The organism is Amycolatopsis sp. lyj-346 (genome assembly GCF_046548975.1).
Classification (GTDB): domain Bacteria; phylum Actinomycetota; class Actinomycetes; order Mycobacteriales; family Pseudonocardiaceae; genus Amycolatopsis.
In genome coordinates, this window is sequence record NZ_JAJPWT010000001.1 from 1,216,953 (window position 1) to 1,237,810 (window position 20,858).

Genomic DNA, 20,858 nt, shown 5'->3' on the forward strand with positions numbered 1-20,858 from the left:
CCCTCGTGGCCGCGGAGGGGAGCCGCGGTCACGAGGGCGTTCTACTTCACGATCCGGTAGATGACCGCGCCCGGGTTCCGGTAGACGACCTGCAGGAAGTCGTGCCCGTCCAGGTGCTGCAGGCCCCGCGCGATGGGCGTGTCCCGGCGGATGGTGCCGCTGCCCACCAGCACGTAGTGGATGTTCAGCCGGTGCACGGCCGCGCGCACCTGCGGGTCGCTGTCGTAGTCGGCGAAGTGCTGGGCCAGGTAGAGCGCGTCCGGCGGGGCCACGCCGGCGTCGTAGTGGCCGGCGACCGGGTGCACGCCGGTCAGGGCGTACATCCAGGCCGTGCCGTCGAGCCGGTCGTTGAGCACCTTCTGGCCGGCGGGGATGCCGAGCGTGCCGAGCCGGTCCATCGCGTCGATCTCGTCCTGGCTGACCGGCGGGACCACCTCGCCGGGCAGGCCGTTGTAGTAGAGCAGCGACACGGTCTTGGCGTTGGCCGCGCGGTAGAACCCGCCGGTCAGCACGCCCATCGCGATGACCAGCAGCGCCGCCGTCGCGAGCCCGACGCGGCCGGTCAGCCACGGCCGCGCCCGCACCCACGCGCGGCCGCTCGCCAGCTTCGCCAGCCACTGCTGGGTCTCGCTCATGCCGTGCGCGGCGAGCAGGCACAGCGGGATCGACGCCAGCGCCATCAGCCGGAACCGGTCGTTCCACCAGGGCCGCGACAGGCTGATCACCCAGTCTTCGCCGCCGAAGCAGGCGACGACCACGAACAACGCCGACAGCCCGAGCGCCGAGAGCACCAGCCAGCGCATCCGCCGCAGCCGCGCCAGCGTGAACACGCCGAGGGCGAGGAACACCGTCAGCCAGATCTGCGGCACCGGCAGCACCTGCTTGAACGTCGCCAGCATGGCGAGGGCCTTCCACACCGGCATGTGCGAGCCCCAGGCGTGGTACGGGTACGAGCCGGACGTGAAGCCGATCGCGCCGAGGATCATCGGCGCGGCCAGCAGCCCGGCCACCATCATCACCGGCAGCATCCGCAGGACGTCGCCGCCGACGACCCGCCAAGCGCGCCTGCCCTCGGGAACGCCGTCGACGCGGCGGCCGCGCAGCGCCCGGTACCAGCGCTGCACCACCAGCGGGAACGCGAACAGGATCGCCCCGAACAACGCGCTCGAGTGCGCGGCGAGCAGGCCGGTCGCGCTCAGCGCGAGCACCGCGCCGGTGTCCACGCCCGGCCGCACGACGAACCGCTGCAGCGCGATCACCGCCAGCGGCGTCAGGACGATGCCGAGCGCGAACGGCAGCAGCCCGCTCGACACCGACTCGTACGCCCCGGTCGTCGCGCCGCCCGCGACCAGCGCGGCACTGCCGGCGAACACCGCGCGGCCGCCGAGCTGGCGCACCAAGGCGGCCATGGCCAGCGCGAACAGCCCGGCGATCGGCATCGTCACGGCGTTGAGCGTGACCGGGATCGAGGCCCCGGACAGCTCGTAGACCAGGGCACCGGCCAGGTGGTAGGCGTTCGGGTAGAAGGAGCCGTCCGGGTACCAGTTGATGGTGCCCATGCCGGTCAGGGAGCCGTCGCCGGTCTCGGCGATGTAGCGGATGCCGTTCGCGTGGAACACGGTGTCCCAGCGCTGGAACACCGCGGTCGTCCCGCCGCGGCCCGTCACCACCACGGCGATCGACACGGCGACGGCGATCGCGACGCACGCGCCGACGGCCCAGTGCGCCCGGCGCGTCCACGGCAGCCGCGGCTCTTCGGCGCCCGGCGTGAGCCAGCCCCGCGCGGTGGCCAGGCGGCGCAGCCCGTAGAGCACGGCGGCGAGCAGCAGGGTGACCGCGGCGACGCTGAGCGAGCCGTACGGGATGTGCGCGATGGCCAGCCACGGCCCGGCCAGGCCGGTGATGGCGTAGCTGAGCAGCGGCGCGAGCCCGGCCAGGGCCCAGCCGCGCAGGCCGGCGGCCCACCCGACGACCCCGCCGGGAACCGCCAGCACGGCCAGATAGGTGGCCACCGCGCTGAAGTAGCTCCAGAAGTCCTCGGGTGCAGGCACGGCTTTCCAGGTGTGTTGTGGGCCGAAATGTGATAGTCGGGTGCGGGCCGGGTCAGCGACCCCCGTACCCTCGACGCCCGTGAGCGCGCACACGAACCCCGCCAAGATTACTGAAGACGATTTCGCAGGTTACGACCTCGTCGTCGTCGGGTCCGGTTTCTTCGGCCTGACCGTCGCCGAACGGGCCGCGGCCGAGCTGGGCAAGAAGGTCCTCGTCCTCGAGCGGCGCAGCCACCTCGGCGGCAACGCGTACTCGGAGCCCGACCCGGAGACCGGGATCGAGGTGCACAAGTACGGAGCGCACCTGTTCCACACCTCGAACAAGCGCGTCTGGGAGTACGTCAACCGGTTCACCGAGTTCACGAACTACCAGCACCGGGTGTTCGCGCGGGTGAAGGACCAGGTCTACTCGTTCCCGATGAACCTGGCCCTGATCAACCAGTTCTTCGGCAAGTCGCACACCCCGGACGAGGCGCGCGAGCTGATCGCGAAGCAGGCGTCGGAGTTCGACACCAACGCGGCGGAGAACCTCGAGGAGAAGGCCATCTCGCTGGTCGGCCGTCCCCTCTACGAGGCGTTCATCCGCGGTTACACCGCGAAGCAGTGGGAGAACGACCCCAAGAACCTGGGCGCGAACATCATCACGCGCCTGCCGGTCCGCTACACGTTCGACAACCGGTACTTCAACGACACCTACGAGGGCCTGCCCGTCAACGGGTACACCGCGTGGCTCGAGAAGATGGCCGAGCACGAGAACATCGAGATCCGGCTGAACGTCGACTACTTCGACGTCCGCGAGCACATCCCGGCCGGCACCCCGACCGTCTACACCGGGCCGCTGGACCGCTACTTCGGCTACTCGGCGGGCCGGTTCACCTGGCGCACCGTCGACTTCGAGTCCGAGGTCGCGGAGACCGGTGACTTCCAGGGCACCTCCGTCGTCAACTACAACGACCAGGAAGTCCCCTACACCCGGATCATCGAGTTCCGGCACTTCCACCCGGAGCGGGACTACCCCAAGGACAAGACGGTCATCTTCCGCGAGTACTCGCGCTTCGCGGGCGAGGACGACGAGCCGTACTACCCGATCAACACGCCGGAGAACCGCGAGAAGCTCGAGGCCTACCGCGAGCTGGCCAAGGCCGAAGCCCGCGAGAAGAACGTGCTGTTCGGCGGCCGGCTCGGCACGTACAAGTACCTCGACATGCACATGGCCATCGGGTCGGCGCTGTCGGCGTTCGACAACAAGATCGCCCCGCACCTGACCGACGGCGCGCCGCTCGACGGGTCCCTCGATGCTTGAGAAGGGCAGCCCGGTGGGCGAGGTCGCGGTCCTGGCGAAGGCGCAGGGCATTCTGAAGAGTGAACCTTCGGTGAAGGCTGCGCGCGGCATGTCGCACTTCGGCGAGCACGCGCTCGGCTGGTTCGGCCTGGGGCTTCTCGGCGCCGTCGTCGACAAGAAGCGGCGCAAGGACTGGCTGGTCGCCTCGGTGGGGGTCGTCGGTGCGCACGCCGCATCCATCGCGGTGAAACGCGTGGTCAGGCGGCCCCGGCCGGACCACCCCAGCGTCGAGGTACTGGTCGGCACGCCGAGCAAGCTGAGCTTCCCGTCGTCGCACGCGACGTCCACTACGGCGGCGGCGGTGCTCTACTCCGGATTGACCGGGCGTAACCTGGTGCCCGCCCTGGTACCGCCGATGCTGGCCTCGAGGCTCGTGCTCGGCGTTCACTATCCGACAGACGTTTTGGCCGGTGCAGCTCTCGGGGGGCTCGTCGGTGGTCTGATACGACGGAAGCTGAATAAGAACCGATGAGCGAGACGACCGAGCGCAACAGCGACGAAGCGGCCGTGACTGCTGAGGCCCCAGCGACTCCGGAGACCCCGGCGCGCGGGCGGTTCGGCCTGGTCGGCGGCGTCATCAAGACGGCGCGGCCGCGGCAGTGGGTGAAGAACGTCCTGGTCTTCGCGGCCCCGTTCTTCGCGTTCTCGAAGTCGACCGACCGGACGGGCCTCCTGCTCGACGCGATCGTCGCCTTCGTGGCCTTCTCCCTGGTGGCGAGCTCGGTCTACCTCATCAACGACGCCATCGACGTCGAGGCCGACCGGGCCCACCCGACCAAGCGCAACCGGCCGATCGCGGCCGGCATCGTGCCGGTCCCCGTCGCGTACGGGGCCGCGGTCGTGTTCTTCCTGGCCGGCCTCGGCGTGTCGTTCGCGGCGAGCTGGCAGCTCGCCGTGGTGCTGGGCGTCTACGAAGCCGTCCAGCTCGGCTACTGCTTCGGCCTGAAGCACCAGCCGGTGGTCGACCTGGCCATCGTCGGCTCGGGCTTCCTGATGCGCTCGATCGCCGGCGGCGTCGCGGGCGGCATCGCCCTTTCGCAGTGGTTCCTGCTGGTCACGGCGTTCGGCTCGCTGTTCATGGTGGCGGGGAAGCGCTACGCGGAGATCATGCTCTTCGAGCGCACCGGCGCGAAGATCCGCTCGTCGCTGAAGAAGTATTCGGCCAGCTACCTGCGGTTCGTCTGGGCGACGTCGGCGGCGATCCTGATCATGTCGTACTGCCTGTGGGCGTTCGAGATCCGCCAGACCGAGCACAACTCGGTGTGGGCGCTCATCTCGATGGTCCCGTTCCTGGTGGCGGTCCTGCGCTACGCGGTCGACGTCGACGGCGGCATCGCGGGCGAGCCCGAGGAGATCGCGCTCAAGGACCGCATCCTGCAGGTGCTGGGCGCGACCTGGGTGATCACGCTGTCCCTGTCGTTCTACCTGTGACTCATTGCGGATCGACAGCTTCGCTTCAGGTCACGCACAGCTGAGCGACGCACCCTGAGGTGGTGGGGGCGGGCACTGCGCCCGTCCCCGTGACCCCAGGAGCGATCATGAACGACCAGCCGCGCGAGGAGAAGGCCCCGGACCGGGCCGAGCAGCCGACTGTCGAGCACCCGGCAGCGGCCAACCAGCCAACGGCGGCACCCGAAACCCCGCCCGCCGAGACGGAGCTTTCACGTGAAAGCTCCGTCTCCGACCCGGCACTTTCACGTGAAAGTGCCCCGGCCGAGCCCGCGGCGCCCGGGCAGTCCGCGCCTGACCCGGCGACCGGTGCCGCCCCGGGCGACCAAACCGCCGTCCACGGCCAGCCGCCGCCCGGCCCTGGCCAGCCGCCTCCCGGCCCGCCTCCCGGCCCCGGCCAGCCCTATGGTGCCTGGGGCCCGCCCCCGGCCGCCGCGCGGCCGTCCGGCGGCTTCCGGCGGTTCGTCGGGCACCGCGCCACCCAGCTGGTCGGCGTCGGCGTGCTCGGTCTGCTGGTCGGCGGCGGCCTCGTCGGCGGCATCGCGGCGGCGTCCCACCACGGTCCCCGCGACGGCCGACCGGGCATCCACCGCCAGTACGACGGCCCGAACCAGGGCCCCGACGGCCGTGGCTTCCCCGGCCGCGGCGGCGGGGGAAACCACGGCAATCTCGGCAATTCCGGCAATTCCGGCTCGGGCGCCGGCATCTAGAAGCGCATCTTTCCTAGGGAAAGTGACGCTTCGGCACTGTGGGCTAGGCCACCCGTACCCCGCTCAGATCACAGAAGCATCACGAGCGGGGTACGGTGACCCGGATGCGAAGCGCCTCCGCAGAACTCCCCAAAACCGCCCGCGCGCTGCCGGTGGCCATCCCCGTCGCCCGTTCGTGGACTTTGCCGGTGGGCGCCGCGGCCGCCTCCGCGCTGGTGTTCGCCCTGGTCAGCAGTCATCTCATCGATGACACCTACATCACGCTGTCCTACGCGAAGAACCTCGCCTTCCACGGCCACTGGGGCCTGATCGAACAGGGGACGGCGAACACCGCGACGTCGCCGCTGAACGTCCTGGCCCTCGCCGCGGTCACGTTCGTCCTGCGCGACGCCGTGCTGGCCGCCGGTGTCGTGTTCGTCGTCGCGCAGGTGCTGCTCGTGCTCGGTCTGCGCCGCCTCGGCGAGCGCACCGGCCTGCCGGCGGCGTTCGCGCCGCTGACGTTCGCGTTGCTGCTCGTCAATCCGCTGCTGCTGTCGTCGATCGGCCTGGAAGTGGCGCTCGGTGCCACCGGCGTCGTGTGGACGCTGGTCTACGCGGGGGAGCGCCGGGCGGGCCGCCTCGGCGTGGTGATCGGGCTGCTCGCGCTCGTCCGGATCGACCTGCTGCTGATCGCCGCGGTGCTGTTCGCCGCCCGCCGCGAGTTCTGGACCGGGATCTGGCAGACGGCCTTCGCGGCGCTCGCCGTCACGCTGCCCTGGTTCGGGTTCAGCTGGGTGGTGCTCGGCTCGGCCGTGCCGGACACGCTCGTCATCAAGATCAGCCAGCAGTCGTGGGGACCGTTCAGCTTCACCAACGGCCCGCTGCTGTACTGGCGCAACTTCCCGGCCGCGGCCACGCTGTCGTTCCTGCCGCTGCTGCTGGCGGCACTGGCCGGCGTGGCCTGGCTCGTCCAGTACCGCCGAGGCTCCGAGACGGCCCGCCGCCTGACGCCGTTCGCCGCGCTCGCCGTGGCGGGCGCCCTGCACTACCTGGCTTACAGCCGGCTGGGCGTGCCGCCCTACCACTGGTACTACGCGCCGAGCATCATCGGCGCGACGATCTTCCTCGCCGCCTGCGCGTCCGCGGTCCCGGAGCGCGTGCGGCGCGCGACGTGGACGGCGGCGGGCGCGGCCCTCGCGGCGAGCGTCGCGGTGTACGCGCTACCGGGCCTGCCCCGCCAGTTCGCGCCCATCACGAGCAACCACGCTTCGACGACGGAGTACCGCGAAATCGGCCACGAGCTGGCGGCGATCGCCCACGGCCGCAAGGTCGAGACGGCGGGCGAGGTCGGCGCGCTGGCGTACGCCTGCGACTGCGAACTGGTCGACGAGTTCTCCGACCGCGGCGCGGTCGACCCGGCGATCGCCGAGACGAAGCGCCGCAGCGGCGACCTCGGCCGGGCGTTGCTGGAGGCCAACTTCCACAACTTCGACCACAGCGTCGCCCCGATCAGCCCGGACCTGGTCCTGGCGACCACCCGCCGCGCCCCGCCGGCCGCCGCACTGGCGAGCTGGCACATCGACTCACCGTGGGTGGGGAGCCAGAACCTCTACCTGGTCCCCGCCCACGCCGTGAGGTGACGCTGAGCGTCAGTCGTCGGGTTCAGCCGCCGTGGATCTGCGGCCGTTCAGGCTAAAAAGCTTGCTCCCCCGTACAGAGACCGGTAGGACGAGTGCCGTCGAACGTGGGGAGGAACGAACGATGGCGGATCCGTTGACGCTTTCCGTGCTCGGGGCGACGGTGCTCACCGAAGGCATCAAGTTCGTGTACAACCAGGCAACCGAGCTCCTCAAGCGCCGTCGCGAGAAGGCGGCCGAGGTATCGGACGTGCCGGCTCTGGAGGGGCAGCTGGCTCCGCTGGACCCCGATCCCGCGGTGCTGGCTCGGGTCGAGCCCGCCCTGCGTGAACTGCGCAAGGTGCTGCAGGACTACGTCGACGACATCGAACCCATCAGCACCCAGGACGAACGGTTGCTCGAGACCACCGATGCCGTCCGGCGGTTGCTGGAAGCCGTTTACCGCCAACGCATCACCTTCCGCGGTGAGCAGCGCCCGGCCTCCGGCCCGGTGGTCGATGGCACGGTCGACGTCGCGACGGTTTCCGGCTACGTCGCAGGTGTCCGCGCACGGGTCGTCGGCGGAAGCGCCCACGTGCGCGGCGCCGTCCGGGCGGACGAGGTCTCCGGGACCGCCGTGGGTGTCGACCTCGACCGGATCGGCGATTGACCGACGAGCAGGCCCGGCTCAACCGGGGCGAGTTGCTGTACGAAAAGGTCATCGCCCGGTATCTCGAGCAGGGGTTCGTCGAACGCTTCTGGCTGGCCGCGAGGATCGAGCGGCACTTTCGTGACCCGGACTGCCGGTTCGTGCTGGTCTCCGGCGGCCCTGGGGCGGGCAAGAGCACACTGCTGGCGTGGCTCACCCAGCGCCACGCCCTGTCGCCGCGGTACTTCCTGCGGCGGCTCAGCAGCCATCCCCTGGCCAGTGGCGACGCGTGGTCGTTGCTGCTGAGCGTCGGGCACCAGCTGGCGTTGCTGCGTCCGGAGCTGATGCGCGTTGACCTCGACGTCCAGGTGACCCAGGCCGTCGGCCGGGTGGCCGAGGCGGGCCGCGTCGTGGGTGCCCGGGTGGGCCTGCTGCACATCTCGCCGTTCCAGCACACGGCCGTGCAGGTGGCGCAGCAGGTCGAGGTTGCAGAAGGCAGTGTCGTCGGATTCGAAATCGCGCGGATGGTCGCGGATTCGCGGCTCAACGACGTCGGCAACCTGCAGCAGCTCGCCCTGATCGAGCCCGCCGTCCGACTGGCCGCCAGCGACCCCACGGCCATGGTCGTGCTGTGCATCGACTCTGTGGACGAGCTTCGCCACCAAGGGCGTGACATGGGGCGGACGGACATCCTCGAATGGCTCGCCGAGTGCCCCGAGCTTCCGGCGAACCTGCGAGTCGTGGTGTCCGCGCGGCCGGACACCGAGCTGCTGCGGCGGTTCCGGCTCGCACAGGCGGACCGATTGCGCGAGGAACGGATCGAACCTTCCGCCGCCGAAGTGCGCGACGACCTGCTCAAGTACGCGCGAACGGTGGTCTCGGCACCGGGCATCGCCGAGTTGCCCGAAGTGCGCCGGGTCGGCGTGGAGGCGGTCGCGCGGCGCATCTCCGAGCACGCCGAAGGCAGCTTTCTTTACCTGACGCTGTGGGCGAGCGGGCTTCGCGATGCGGTGAGCGACGGCGACACCGAAAGGGTGGCGGCGCTCACTCGGCTTTCCGTGCTGCCCGCGGGGCTGGACGGTATCTACGAGTACTTCCTCGTGGTGATCCGCGACACGGTCAGGCGCCGCGAAGGTGACCGGTGGACTCACGTATGGGCACGAGTCCACCGCAAGCTGCTGGAGGCTCTCGCTGTCGCCCAGGCGCCGCTGCCGCTGAAGACGCTGCTCCTGCTCGCGGATCTGACCGGCGATCGCGCCTGTGCACGCGAGGCGCTCGACGATCTGGCCCAATTCCTGTCCGGGGAAAATCGGACCGTCCGGCTGCACCACGTCACCATGGCCGAGTTCCTGACCTCGGCGGACGAGGACCGGATCCTGGATGATTGGCATGTGGAAGCCGACGAAAGCCACCTCGCCCTAGCCCAGCGACTGCTCACCGAACACGGTGACTCCTGGGCGACGTGCGACGACGCGTACGCCCTGAACCACACGGCCTCGCACCTCGTTGCGTCGATCCGGACCGCCGGCTCGGCCCGCACCCGCAGCAAGGCCGAGCAGCTGCTCACCGACCTGCTGGCCGCGCCGGCCTTCGGGATCGCCAAGAGCCACCGGGTCGGCGTGGACGACATGCTGGGTGACTACGTGGCGGCCTACGTGGCCATGTCCGGTTCCCCCGAACTGGAAGAGGGGCTCACCGCCGTGCTGGCCCGGTTGATCAACGAAGGCCGTACCGACCTCGCGAGCAGCCTGCACGCCATGCTCCAGCACCGGCACGACGTGGCCGACCTCAACGCGGCGGTGTTGCGCCGGCTGAGCGACTCGGACTACCTCGAGCACGCCATCCCGAATCCGAGGAACCGCGCGGCCGCGCGGATCGCGTTCTCCCACGGTGAGGCGGGACGGCTGCGCCGGCTGGGCGGTGCGGACAATCTGGACGCGGCGCACCGGCTGCTCGCGCAGGCGATCGCGGATGTCGCCGACGTCGACCACGTCACGTCGGCGAGGCAACGTTCTTCACTGTTCTACGACCTCGCCTACCTCGAGGCCCTGCACGGCCGACTCGACCAGGCGCTGGCCTGGTTCACCGAATCAGCCGAAGCCGCCGAGGAAGCCGGTGACCTGACCAGCGCGTACATCTCCCGGCTGGTGGGCCTGCGGCACGGCTTGCTGGGTGACGTCGTCGAGCCGGAAGAGTACAAGGCCGCGCACTTGGCCGCATTGGAGCACTTCGGCGGCGAAGAGGCACAGGGGGCGAACGCTTCCCGCTGGGTGATGAACACGCACGCCCACCTGGCCGACCTCGGACTGCTGACCGGCGATCTCGATCTGGTCGTGACCCATCTTCAGGTGCTCGAAGACGACCCGTGGATCCAGCAGAACGCCCGCGCCGATCTCGTGCTGATCTTCCGGGCACGGGCGGCGTGGGCCGCCGGCCACTGGGCGGTGGCCGCCGAGTTGTTCGCCCAAGCGCTGGCCGGCGATCTGACCGACCCGCCGTCGCACCGCGAGGCGCTCTCCCGGGATTTGTACTACTACGGGCAGGCGATGGCCGGCCTCGGTGACGTCGCGAGGGCACGCGAGCTGTGGGAACTCGGGCTCAGGTGCCCCGACCGCGCCGGGAACTGGCCGTGGAAGCCGAAGATCACCGAGGCACTGAACGCGCTGTGACGTTCAGCTGAGGCGTCCACCGACTGACGGTGGATGCCTCAGATCGGGAGCTTGCGGAAGATCGGCCGCGGGACGTGGCGCAGGGCCGACATCACGAACCGGAACGGCGCCGGCGCCCACACCAGGTCCTTGCCCGCGCGGGCCGCGCCGACGGCGATCTCCGCGACCTGCTCGGCCGTCTGCGCCAGGGGAGCGTCCTTCAGGCCCTCGGTCATCTTCGTCTTGACGTGACCGGGGCGCACGACCGTGACCCGCGCCCCGAACGGCGCGAGCGCCTCGCCAAGGCCCAGGTAGAAGCCGTCGAAGCCGGCCTTGGTCGAGCCGTAGACGAAGTTGGACCGGCGGACGCGCTCGCCCGCCACCGACGACAGCGCGATCACCGTGCCGTGGCCCTGGGCCTTGAGCTTCTCCGACAGCGCGACGCCGACCGACACCGCGGCCGTGTAGTTCACGGTCGCCAGCTCGACGGCCTTCGCGTGGTCCTGCCAGACCTCTTCGGGGTCGCCGAGCAGGCCGAACGCCACGACCGCCACGTCGATGTCGCCGCCCTCGAACGCCTTGGCCAGCACGCCGGGGTGGGAAGCCGTGTCCTTGGCGTCGAAGTCCACAGTAGACACTTCGGCGCCGCGGTCCTTCAGCCGCTGGGCGGCCGCCTCCAGGCGGGGTGACGGCCGGGCGGCCAGCACGACCCGCAGCGGCTTCTCGGCCAGGTACTTCTCGGCGATCGCCAGCGCGATGTCGGACGTGCCGCCGAGCAGGAGCAGGGATTGGGGGTTGCCCACCGCGTCGATCACAGTTCGAGCCTCCGGCTCATGTCAGAGGCGAAAACGCCTTCGGGGTCGATGGAAGCGCGTACCTTGCGCCATTCTTCGAGCCGCGGGTACATCTTCGCGAACGTCTCCGGCGAGGTGCGGGAGTCCTTCGCGGTGTACAGGCGGCCGCCCAGCTCCAGGACGTCTTCGTCGAGCTCCTGGCAGAACCGGCTCAGGCCGTCCTTGATCGGGAAGTCGACGCAGACCATCCAGCCCGGGTGCGGGAACGACAGCGGCGCCGCGTTGCCCTCGCCCATCCGCTTGAAGACGTTGAGGAAGGACACGTGCCCCGACTCGGCGATCTTCCGGACGATGGTGCGCAGCGGCTCGTGCGCGTTCAGCGGCGTCGAGAACTGGTACTGCAGGAAGCCCTTGGAGCCGTAGGCCCGGTTCCACTCGCCGAACATGTCGAGCGGGTGGTAGAAGGCCGTCAGGTTCTGGATCACGCCGCGGGCGGCCTTCGGCGTCTTGCGGTAGTACAGCTCGCCGATGGCGCCGAAGGTGAGCTTGTTGGCCAGGCCGTTCGGGAAGACGTCCGGCAGCGTCGCCAGCTGCGGGGCGTCGAACTTCAGCGGGTTCGCCCGCAGCTTCGGCGGCAGTTCGTCCAGCTTGGCGAGCGAGCCGCGGCCGAAGGCGGCGCGGCCGAGCTTCGAGCCGGTGGAGATCGTGTCGAACCACGCCGACGAGTACGTGTAGTTGTCGTCGGAGCCGTTGGTGACCAGCTCGAGCGTCTCGTCGAGGTTGTTCGTGCGGTCGTTGTCCGCGATGAAGTACGCGGTTTCGGTCTTGGTCATCCGGATCTTGGCCCGGACGATGATGCCGGTCAGGCCGATGCCGGCCACAGTCGCCCAGAACAGCTCGGCGTCCGGGCCCTCCGGCGTCAGCGTGCGGATCTGCCCGTCGGCGGTGATCAGGTCCATCGACACGACGTGGTTGCCGAAGCTGCCCGCGCTGTGGTGGTTCTTGCCGTGGATGTCGTTGGCGATCGCGCCGCCGATGGTCACCTGGCGCGTGCCCGGCAGCACCGGGACCCACAGGCCGTACGGCAGGGCTTCGCGCATCAGCTGGTCGAGGCTGACCCCGGCGTCGAGGTCGACGAGCGCGGTGTCCGGGTCGATCGAGTGGATCCGGTTCAGCGCGGTCATGTCGACGACGAGGCCGCCGGCGTTCTGCGCCGGGTCGCCGTAGGACCGGCCGAGGCCGCGGGCGATGACGCCGCGTTCACCGGCCTGGGCCACGGCTCGGGCGATCACCTCGACATCGGAGGTGGTCAGCACGTCGGCGGTGGTCGGTGCGGTCCGCGCCCAGCCCATGAGCGTGCGACGCTGTGTATTGGGTGCTTGGGTCACCCACCAAGTAAACCAGCGGCGCGAAGCGCCTCCGCTGAGGGTGGTGGCGGGGGCATGGATGGAGGTAGCCACGCCCAACCACGCCCGGAACGTGACCCTGAAGTGCTCATCTCTACACTTTGCGCATCAAGGCACAAGCGCCCGCGCGGGTGACCATGACTCAGGCATCGAGGTAATGCAGTGGTGGCGACCGATCCGCAAGCCGACGTAGTGGCTGCTCAGTCCTCCCCTGGACTCTTGGGCCAGCTCATCCGCTTCGCCCTGATCGGGGGCTTCTGCGCCCTCGTCGACCTGGGCACGTACACGCTGCTGACCCAGGCGGCCGGGATGGCCGCTTCACCGTGGGTCGACGTCGCTCGCGCTATCAGTTTCATCGTGGGCACCACCACGGCGTTCTTCCTGAACCGGAAGTTCACCTTCGCCGGCGGGCGCCGCGACGGGAAGGCGCAGGTCGGCTCGTTCGTCCTGCTCTACACCGTGACGTTCTTCGTCGCGGTCGGGGTGAACCAGCTGATGCTGCAGGTGCTGCCGGAGTCCGCTTGGCAGCACACCCTGTGCTGGGCCGTGTCGCAGGCCACCGCCACCGTGATCAATTTCGTGATGCTCAAGTGGGTCGTGTTCCGCGAGCCGTCGACTGAGGAGAACTGAGGACACTCATGCCCGGTAAAACAGCAACCCCGGCGCCGACCACCACTGCCGGCGCGGCCGCCGAGACGCGGTTCACCGAGCACACTCCGCAGGGCCGCCTGACGGCGCAGCGCGGGCTCTACGCCGGCCCGGCACCGATCGTCAGCAAGGACCTGTACGCCGAGCTCGAGTGGGGTGCGGCCGTGCGGGAACGGGCGTCGATCACCCTCGAGCCCGCCTCCAAGGTGTCCGGCAACACGTACTTCGGCCGGTTCCCGGCCAGCTACTGGCAGCGCTGGACGACGGTGACCGAGGTCTCGGTCGAGGCGGTCGTCACCGGCACCGGCCAGCTGTCGATGGGTGCCTCGGACGTCGAAGGCGAGCCGCGCGTCGTGGCCGCCGAGCTGGTCAAGGACGCCAAGCAGGCGAAGGTGTCGCTGACCGGGAAGCTGGACAAGTTCTACGACGGCGGCGCGCTCTGGCTCGACCTCGAGACCGAGGGCGGCCAGACGCTGCGCGTCGAGCAGGTCCGCTGGACGGTCGAGGCTCCGGAGAAGATCCGCCCGACCGCGGTGACCATCTGCACGATGAACCGCGCCGACGACTGCCTGAAGAACCTCCAGGCCCTCGCCGCGGACGTCTCCTCCCTGGAGACCCTGGACGCGATCTACGTCGCCGACCAGGGCACCGACCTCGTCGAGTCGCGTGACGGCTTCGAGCAGGCCGCCAAGGACCTCGGCGACAAGCTGCACTACATCAAGCAGCCGAACCTCGGCGGCGCGGGCGGCTTCACCCGCGGCCTCTTCGAGGTGGCCGGGCACACCGCGACCGAGCACGCGAACGTCCTGTTCATGGACGACGACGTCCTGCTCGAGCCAGACCTGGTGATCCGGATGACGGCGTTCTCGAACCGCGCCGCCAACCCGATCATCGTCGGCGGGCAGATGCTCAACCTGTTCCACCCGAACCAGCTGCACGTCGGCGCCGAGTACGCCCGGCTCAACACGCTCGAGCCCGGCCAGCCGGTCGAGCACTCGCTGTCCACCGCCGACCTGCTCGGCGTGGACGAGGAGACGCTGAAGCCGAACCGCCAGGAGCGCCGCCTCGACGCCGGTTACAACGGCTGGTGGTCGTGCCTGATCCCGTACGAGGTCGTCCAGGCCACCGGCTACCCGCTGCCGTTCTTCTTCCAGTGGGACGACGCGGAGTACTCCTACCGGGCCCGCGCGCACGGCTTCCCGACCGTCACCCTGCCGGGTGCGGGCGTGTGGCACGCGGACTTCCACATGAAGGACTGGGACGAGTGGCACCGGTACTTCAACCTGCGCAACTCGATCATCACCGCGGCCCTGCACTCGCCGTTCAACCTGAACCTGCTCTCGCGGGTGCTGCTCGCGCAGCTGGTCCGCTACCTGCTCGGCATGCAGTACGGCCTGTCGGCGACCCTGATCAAGGCCGTCGAGGACTTCCTGAAGGGCCCGGAGGTCCTGCGTGACGGCGGGGTCGAGGCGATGAAGGAGATCCGCCGCATCCGCGACGAGTACCCGGAGACCAAGCGCCACAAGGCCACCGACGTCCCGGGTATCGCGTCCAACGACATCGGCATCATCAACAGCGCGCCGCGGCCCAGCATGCAGCGCCTGGTGCTGATCAAGCGGATCCTCGACCGGGTGCTCGGCCGCAGCCGCTTCGGGCTCGGCGCGGTGCCGATCGACGAGGCCAACTGGTGGCACATCGCCCTGTTCGACACCGCGGTGGTCACCGACGCGAGCCAGGAAGGCGTCCGCGTCCGGTCCTACGACCGGGTGAAGATGTTCGCGCTGGCCAAGCAGGGTGCGAAGGTCGTCCAGCGGCTCCGCAAGGAGGGCGCGGCGGTGCAGGAGCAGTACAAGCGCGCCATGCCCGAGCTCACCTCGCGCGAGAACTGGAAGCGCCTGTACAAGCTCTGAGGTTCGTCACGAAGGCCGTCTCACGCTCGTCGTGAGGCGGCCTTCGCGCGTCATGAGTGCATGCCGAACACCGTGCTCTTCCGGGTGAGGTCGTCGAGGTAGGCGGCGGCGACGTGGGCGAAGTTGACCGCGACCACCTTGTCGTCCTTGGTCGTCACCGTTTCGACGGCGCCGTCCTTGACGAGCTGGGCGAGCTTGCCCGCCAGCTTTCCGGATTCTTCGGTGGTCAGCGCGAACAGCAGCGGTTCGCCGCCGGTGGCGAGGTGCAGGACGAGGGCGGGTTTCGGGTCGGCCATGCGTCCATCGGACCAGCGCCGATCTTCGCCGGGCAAGCGGGTTCGCTGAGGGCAGAGCTGTCGTTCGGGGGCTCCGGGTGGCGGAGCCCCCGGCCTGGGGCGAAGCCCCGGATGTCATAGCGGTGGACTACCGTTTTCGGCGAAGGCCGGAAGCACCCCGGGGGGACGGACACGATGCCTCACTCGTTCTCGCTGTCGCTGGCAGCGGTGGACATCCTGCTGGAACAGCTCGGGCTCGGCCGCGCGCCGACGCCGTTCGAGGTCCCGCACGTCGGCACGACCGTCGAGCAGCGCGCGATGATCCGCGACGCCGTCGTCCGCGACCTGACCGGCCGCGGGCTGTGGAGCCGCGGCCGCCTGGACGCGGACGCCGAGCTGGCTCTGGTCACGTTCGTCCGCGGCAGCGTGACCATCAGCGCGGCGGCCGAGCTGGGCGACCGGCACCTGTTCGCGCGCGTCGCGTCCGACGGTCAGTTCGCGGTGCTCGCCCGCCAGGACGAGAACCTCATCGTCTTCGAGGAGGTCCGCCCGACGGGCATCGTGCCGGCGATCGTCGACCTGCTCCCGCTGACGCCGGCGGCACCCGGCCAGTCGGTGACGATTTCGCGGCCGGTCCAGCAGCCCCGCCACCAGCGTCGCGACGAGGCGTACGACCCGTTCGCGAACGTCACCGGCCCGCGGTCCCACAGCGCGGGCAGTGCCGGTGGCCCGCAGGTCCGCATGATCGAGCGCGTCTTCCAGGAGCCGAAGACACGGGTGGGCCAGTTCACCGCCCAGACCCGCACCGGCACGTTGCCCCCGCTGGCCTGGTTCGACACCCCCAGCGGCCGCTGGCTGATGTCCTCCCGCGCGGCCGCCGACGGCCAGCGCTGGATCACCTACGCCCCGGCCGACAACGCCCGGCTGGCCCAGCAGCTGTACGCCCAGCTCGAAGGCCAGTTCTGACGGTGGGGAACCGGTCGCACCCGCGGTGCGTCCGAGGTGAAGATCGGCGAACGGCAGTTGCGCAGGGTGCCCGGCTAGTAGACTTCCGGGTGCACACGCACGGGCGAAGCGATATCGGGGTGAACAGCGATGCAGTTGGCTGACGGCGGGGGCGGCGGCTCGATCTCGGACATCGTCAACCCGCTCTCCACGGCGAGCATGGGCGCAGCGGTCCTGGCCGTCAAGGCGGAGACCGACAAGCTGGTCGCGGCCGCCGCGAGCGGCGGCTTCAAGATCACCCCGGAAGGGGTCAAGCCGATCCGGGACGCGCTGACCGAACTGGTCAACGACCTCACCAACCTCAAGTTCGATACTTTTGCGCTGGATCAGGCGCCTCAGCTCGGCAGTCACCCGTACGGGCAGACCGTCGCGTCGCATGACCAGAAGAGCGCCACCGAAGCCGAAGGCTCGGCCACAGCGGTACTGGGTCAGCTCCGGGAGGTCGCCAAACAGGCCGACGAAGCGCTCGCCAGGGCCGCGGGCTTGTACAAGGAAACCGAGAGTCAAGCCTTCTCTTCGCTCCAGACCCGTCAGGCCTGAGGTAAATGACAAAACTTCTTCTCATTCGTGCAGTGCTCCCGCTCGTGGCCGGTGGGGCGCTCCTGGCGGGCTGCACCAGCACACAGCCGGGAACCGCGTCGCCTGCTCCGTCGGCGTCCGGCGCGCCCACACAGAGTTCGTCGTCTGCAGGCGGGGGCGGCACTCAGTCGATCACCGATCCGTGCTCGCTCCTCGAAATGGGCGACTTGAGCAGCTACGGCCAGTTCAACCAGCCTGAGAGCAAGACGCTCGGCGGTGCCCGCTCGTGCAAGTACCAGAGGAAGATCGCCTCAGCCAGCGACGCCACCATGATGATCGGTGTGAACGTCCGCGACGATGCTTCGGTCGACCAGGTCAGGGACACCGGCGGCGGAGTTGCCGACAAGGACATCAACGGCCGGCGTGCGAAGGAAGCACCTGACGCAGCCGCTGTGGGATGCACGCTCGGACTGGCAGTCGGTGATTCGTCGCGGGTGGACGTGGCGGTGCTCTTGGACAGCTCATCGAACGAGGCCTGCCAGATCGCCGAAACGGTCGCGAAGGCCGCTGTCGAACCGCGGCTGCCGAAGGGATAGGGGAACCCAGATGAGCACGCGACAGGGCTCGACGCCGAAGACCGCGGACAAGACGCCCCAAGAAGTCCAGGACATGGCACCGGCTCAGCGGGATGCCTACCTGCAGCAGAAGGCCGAAGAAGGCGTCGACCCCAGCAGCTGGCTGTTCGGGCCGGTACAGACGTGGATCGCGCAGGCCCAGGCGAAGAACCAGGCCCAGCAGATGGGCGACAAGAACGTCAAGGAAGCCACCACGGGCCGTGACGTCGAGTACGTCCAGGGTCTGAACGCGCCCAACGCGGATTACAAGGGCAACGACCACACGCAGCTCAAGGCCTTCCTGGAAAGCAACCTCAACGTCGATCAGGTCTCGGACGTCTCGACGGCATACCACAAGGTCCACCAGGTCTTCGACAAGTTCGCGCAGTCGATGAACACCGCGGTCAACGCCTCCAAGGGCACCTGGGAAGGCAAAGCGGCCGAGAACGCGCAGCAGTACTTCACCAGCCTCAGCAAGTGGTCCGACGCCAACTCGCAGAACGCGAAGCTGGCCTCGGAGACCATCTACGACCAGGGCCAGGCCGCCGCCACGGCGAAGAACTCCATGCCGGCCCCGATCCCGTTCAGCTGGACCGACGAGTTCAAGGGCTGGGCCACGTCCAACCCCTTCAACCTCGCCGACAACGTCGACCAGTCGCTCCAGAAGCAGAAGGACAGCCAGGCCGCGCACGACGAGGCCGCCGGCGTCATGGCGACGTACGACAAGAACCTCTACGAGGCCGCCTCCAAGCAGCCCGCCTTCGCGCCGCCGCCGAGCTTCAGCACCGGTGGGAGCAGCGGTGACCCCAACGGCACCGGGGACAAGGACGGCATCAACACGCCGTCCGGCGTGAACATGCCCGGTGGCAACTCGGTGAACATGCCCGGCGGCAACGCCCAGGGCTTCGTGCCCGGCACCACCGGGACGCCGCAGTTCTCCGGGCCCGGCTCGACCACCGGGTCGGGGTTCGTGCCCGCAGGCACGACCACGCCGTCCGGCTTCACGCCCAGCTCGGTCCCGGCAGCGTCGACGTCGAACCCGAACCAGCAGTTCGGGGGGATGCCGCCGATGAGCCCGATGCCGATGGGCGGGATGAATTTCGGCGGCGACGAGGCCTACAACTCCAAGGTCGGCGGCAGCGGCAGCGGACGCGGTGGCGGCGGGTTCGGCCCCGGCGGCTCGAGCGCGGCCGGCAACGCGACGGGCGCGGGTGCCGCCTCGGGTGCCGCCCGGCCGGGCGGGATCGGTGCGGCCGAAGCGGCTGCGGGGCGTGGGATGGGCGGCCTCGGCGCGGGTGCCGCCGGTCGCGGCGGGGCCATGGGGCCCGGCGGTGGCCTGGGCCGCGGCCAGAAGGGCGAAGGCGACGAGGACACCGAGCACTCGCGCCCGACGTACCTGGTCGAGGGTGACCCCGACGAGGTCTTCGGCACCGACATGCGCACCGCGCCGCCGGTCATCGGCGAATAAGGCACCCGGAAAGGGCCCCTTCGCAGGGGCCCTTTCCGCATCGGGAACTCAGTAGCGGTAGAACTTCTCGGCGCGGCCCTGCCGCACCAGCTTCAGCCACTGCAGGAACGCCTTCGGGTCGCGCTTCACGCCCACGAAGTACAGTCCGAACCGGACGATCTCCAGTGCGCCGATCTTCCGCATCCCCGGCTGCGACAGCAGGTACCCGCGGTTGCGGTAGGTGTAGTACCGCTTGACCTCGTTTTCCGGGTCCTGCGCGTGGAACTTGCCACCCAGCATGGGCTTGAACTCGTCCGAGCCGTCCGGGTGCAGGTACTTCGTCTTCAGCGACGTGCCGAACGGCAGGCCCGACCGGACCAGCCGCCGGTGCAGCTCCACCTCGTCGCCGCGGAAGAACAGGCGCAGGTCCGGCACGCCGACGACGTCCAAAGTGGACGCCCGGAAGAGTGCGCCGTTCATCAGGGACGCGATGCCGGGCAGGAAGTCCGCGCCCAGCTCGGCCTGCGACCGCTTCCAGGTCAGGCCACGGCGCAGCGGGAACGCCAGCTTGTCCGGCGCGTCGATGTTCGACACCACCGGCGAGATCTCCGCCAGACCCCGCTTTTCGGCTTCCTCGAGCAGGATGGCGAGCACGTTCTCGTCGGCCGGCCGTCCGTCGTCGTCGGCCAGCCAGACCCAGTCCGCGCCCAGCGAAAGCGCGTGCAGCATGCCCAGCGCGAACCCGCCGGCGCCGCCGAGGTTCCGGTGCGACGGCAGGTACGTGTGCGGCAGCGGGTAGTTCTGGACGACTTCGCGCGCGGAGTCGTCCGGCCCGTTGTCCACCACCACCAGGTGGTCGACCGGCCGGGTCTGGGCCGCGATGACCTTCAGCGAGTCCGCGAGCAGCTCGCGCCGGTGCCGCGTGACGACCACGCCGACGACCGCGCCGTCGGGCAGCTGCCGGGTCTCGCTGGCCATCATTCCCCGCCGTTCGTCGTCGCCACCGGCTCGATGCCGAAGCGCTCCAAGGTTTCCTGGCTCATGTTCTCGAAGGGGTCGCGCCCCTTGTACGACGTGAGGACGTCCCGCAGCGAACCCTGCTGCTTGAGGTGCCCCTCGTCCATCCAGAGCGCGGTGTCGCAGAGCTCGAACAGGAACTCGTCCGAGTGGCTGGCGAAGACCAGGATGCCGGAGCGCTTCACCAGGTCCTTGAGCCGGTCGCGGGCCTTGTTGAGGAACGCCGCGTCGACCGCGCCGATGCCCTCGTCGAGGATCAAGATCTCGGGGTCGATCGAGGTGACGACCCCCAGCGCCAGCCGCACGCGCATGCCCGTGGAGTACGTCCGCAGCGGCATCTGCAGGTAGTCGCCGAGCTCGGTGAACTCCGCGATGTCGTCGACGCGCTTCTCCATCTCCTTGGCCGTCATCCCGAGGAAGAGGCCGCGGATGATGATGTTCTCTTCGCCGGAGATCTCCGGGTCCATGCCGACACCGAGGTCGAAAACCGGCGCGATCTTCCCCTCGATCCGCGACGAACCGCGGGTCGGCTCGTAGATCCCGGCGAGCAGCCGCAGCAGCGTGGACTTGCCCGCGCCGTTGTGCCCGACCAGGCCGACGCGGTCGCCCTCGCGGAGGTTCAGGGTCACGTCGTGCAGGGCCTCGATGATGGGCACCTTGGTGTCGGTGCCGATCTTGCCGCCGACCTTGCCGAGGACCTTCTTCTTCATCGACCGGGTCTTCGCGTCGAAGATCGGGAAGTCGACGTAGGCGTTCTGGACGTCAATGCTGACCATTTT

Annotated in this window: 19 protein-coding genes; 13 read left to right on the top strand and 6 right to left on the bottom strand. The window is 69.6% G+C overall.

The window, feature by feature from the left end:
- Positions 1-41 precede the first annotated feature (41 nt).
- Positions 42-2,051 (bottom strand): DUF6541 family protein, encoded by a 2,010-nt coding sequence (locus tag ACLJQE_RS05945; protein WP_410637944.1) that lies wholly within the window; start codon positions 2,049-2,051, stop codon positions 42-44.
- A 79-nt stretch (positions 2,052-2,130) separates the two neighbouring features.
- On the opposite strand from ACLJQE_RS05945, the gene glf reads away from it, so the two are divergent.
- The 7 genes from glf (at position 2,131) to ACLJQE_RS05980 (ending at position 10,465) form a co-directional block, all read left to right on the top strand.
- The gene (gene glf / locus ACLJQE_RS05950) at positions 2,131-3,354 is read left to right on the top strand and encodes a UDP-galactopyranose mutase (protein ID WP_410637945.1); all 1,224 of its coding nucleotides are present in this window, start codon (positions 2,131-2,133) and stop codon (positions 3,352-3,354) included.
- Positions 3,347-3,865 (top strand): phosphatase PAP2 family protein, encoded by a 519-nt coding sequence (locus ACLJQE_RS05955; RefSeq protein WP_410637946.1) that lies wholly within the window; start codon positions 3,347-3,349, stop codon positions 3,863-3,865. Before glf ends, ACLJQE_RS05955 begins: the two co-directional genes overlap by 8 nt.
- The gene (locus ACLJQE_RS05960; RefSeq protein ID WP_410637947.1) at positions 3,862-4,824 is read left to right on the top strand and encodes a decaprenyl-phosphate phosphoribosyltransferase; all 963 of its coding nucleotides are present in this window, start codon (positions 3,862-3,864) and stop codon (positions 4,822-4,824) included. Before ACLJQE_RS05955 ends, ACLJQE_RS05960 begins: the two co-directional genes overlap by 4 nt.
- Positions 4,825-4,931: 107 nt before the next feature.
- A complete protein-coding gene (locus ACLJQE_RS05965; protein WP_410637948.1) occupies positions 4,932-5,552 on the top strand; it encodes a hypothetical protein in 621 nt (206 codons plus the stop codon).
- A 104-nt stretch (positions 5,553-5,656) separates the two neighbouring features.
- Positions 5,657-7,171, top strand: a complete 1,515-nt coding sequence (locus ACLJQE_RS05970) for a hypothetical protein (protein WP_410637949.1) — start codon at positions 5,657-5,659, stop codon at positions 7,169-7,171.
- A 121-nt stretch (positions 7,172-7,292) separates the two neighbouring features.
- Positions 7,293-7,817, top strand: a complete 525-nt coding sequence (locus tag ACLJQE_RS05975; protein WP_410637950.1) for a hypothetical protein — start codon at positions 7,293-7,295, stop codon at positions 7,815-7,817.
- Positions 7,814-10,465, top strand: coding sequence for a hypothetical protein (locus ACLJQE_RS05980; RefSeq protein WP_410637951.1), 2,652 nt, complete (start codon positions 7,814-7,816; stop codon positions 10,463-10,465). Before ACLJQE_RS05975 ends, ACLJQE_RS05980 begins: the two co-directional genes overlap by 4 nt.
- Before the next feature lie 38 nt (positions 10,466-10,503).
- Here ACLJQE_RS05980 and ACLJQE_RS05985 read toward each other — a convergent pair whose 3' ends face one another.
- Both ACLJQE_RS05985 and ACLJQE_RS05990 read right to left on the bottom strand, forming a co-directional pair.
- Entirely contained in the window at positions 10,504-11,259 is a 756-nt protein-coding gene (locus tag ACLJQE_RS05985) for a decaprenylphospho-beta-D-erythro-pentofuranosid-2-ulose 2-reductase (RefSeq protein WP_410637952.1), read from the bottom strand.
- Entirely contained in the window at positions 11,256-12,590 is a 1,335-nt protein-coding gene (locus ACLJQE_RS05990; protein ID WP_410638331.1) for an FAD-binding protein, read from the bottom strand. Before ACLJQE_RS05990 ends, ACLJQE_RS05985 begins: the two co-directional genes overlap by 4 nt.
- A gap of 216 nt (positions 12,591-12,806) precedes the next feature.
- On the opposite strand from ACLJQE_RS05990, the gene ACLJQE_RS05995 reads away from it, so the two are divergent.
- Complete coding sequence (locus ACLJQE_RS05995; RefSeq protein WP_410637953.1) at positions 12,807-13,274, top strand: GtrA family protein; 468 nt, start codon at positions 12,807-12,809, stop codon at positions 13,272-13,274.
- An 8-nt stretch (positions 13,275-13,282) separates the two neighbouring features.
- Complete coding sequence (locus tag ACLJQE_RS06000) at positions 13,283-15,202, top strand: glycosyltransferase (protein ID WP_410637954.1); 1,920 nt, start codon at positions 13,283-13,285, stop codon at positions 15,200-15,202.
- A 50-nt stretch (positions 15,203-15,252) separates the two neighbouring features.
- On the opposite strand, the gene ACLJQE_RS06005 is transcribed toward ACLJQE_RS06000, so the two are convergent.
- Complete coding sequence (locus ACLJQE_RS06005) at positions 15,253-15,498, bottom strand: hypothetical protein (RefSeq protein WP_410637955.1); 246 nt, start codon at positions 15,496-15,498, stop codon at positions 15,253-15,255.
- Between the two features lie 174 nt (positions 15,499-15,672).
- Here ACLJQE_RS06005 and ACLJQE_RS06010 point away from each other — a divergent pair, with 174 nt between their 5' ends.
- The 4 genes from ACLJQE_RS06010 (at position 15,673) to ACLJQE_RS06025 (ending at position 19,083) form a co-directional block, all read left to right on the top strand.
- Positions 15,673-16,443: an ESX secretion-associated protein EspG gene (locus ACLJQE_RS06010; protein WP_410637956.1), complete on the top strand. Its 771-nt coding sequence runs from the start codon at positions 15,673-15,675 to the stop codon at positions 16,441-16,443.
- A gap of 129 nt (positions 16,444-16,572) precedes the next feature.
- Complete coding sequence (locus ACLJQE_RS06015; protein WP_410637957.1) at positions 16,573-17,022, top strand: hypothetical protein; 450 nt, start codon at positions 16,573-16,575, stop codon at positions 17,020-17,022.
- A gap of 5 nt (positions 17,023-17,027) precedes the next feature.
- Entirely contained in the window at positions 17,028-17,597 is a 570-nt protein-coding gene (locus tag ACLJQE_RS06020; RefSeq protein ID WP_410637958.1) for a DUF3558 family protein, read from the top strand.
- Positions 17,598-17,607: 10 nt separating this feature from the next.
- Positions 17,608-19,083 carry a hypothetical protein gene (locus tag ACLJQE_RS06025; RefSeq protein WP_410637959.1) on the top strand — a complete coding sequence of 492 codons (1,476 nt, stop codon included), beginning with the start codon at positions 17,608-17,610 and terminating at the stop codon, positions 19,081-19,083.
- Positions 19,084-19,131: 48 nt separating this feature from the next.
- Here the strand turns inward: ACLJQE_RS06025 and ACLJQE_RS06030 are convergent, their stop codons facing one another.
- Both ACLJQE_RS06030 and ACLJQE_RS06035 read right to left on the bottom strand, forming a co-directional pair.
- Positions 19,132-20,040 (bottom strand): glycosyltransferase, encoded by a 909-nt coding sequence (locus ACLJQE_RS06030; protein ID WP_410637960.1) that lies wholly within the window; start codon positions 20,038-20,040, stop codon positions 19,132-19,134.
- Positions 20,040-20,855 carry an ABC transporter ATP-binding protein gene (locus ACLJQE_RS06035; protein WP_410637961.1) on the bottom strand — a complete coding sequence of 272 codons (816 nt, stop codon included), beginning with the start codon at positions 20,853-20,855 and terminating at the stop codon, positions 20,040-20,042. Before ACLJQE_RS06035 ends, ACLJQE_RS06030 begins: the two co-directional genes overlap by 1 nt.
- Positions 20,856-20,858: the final 3 nt, after the last annotated feature.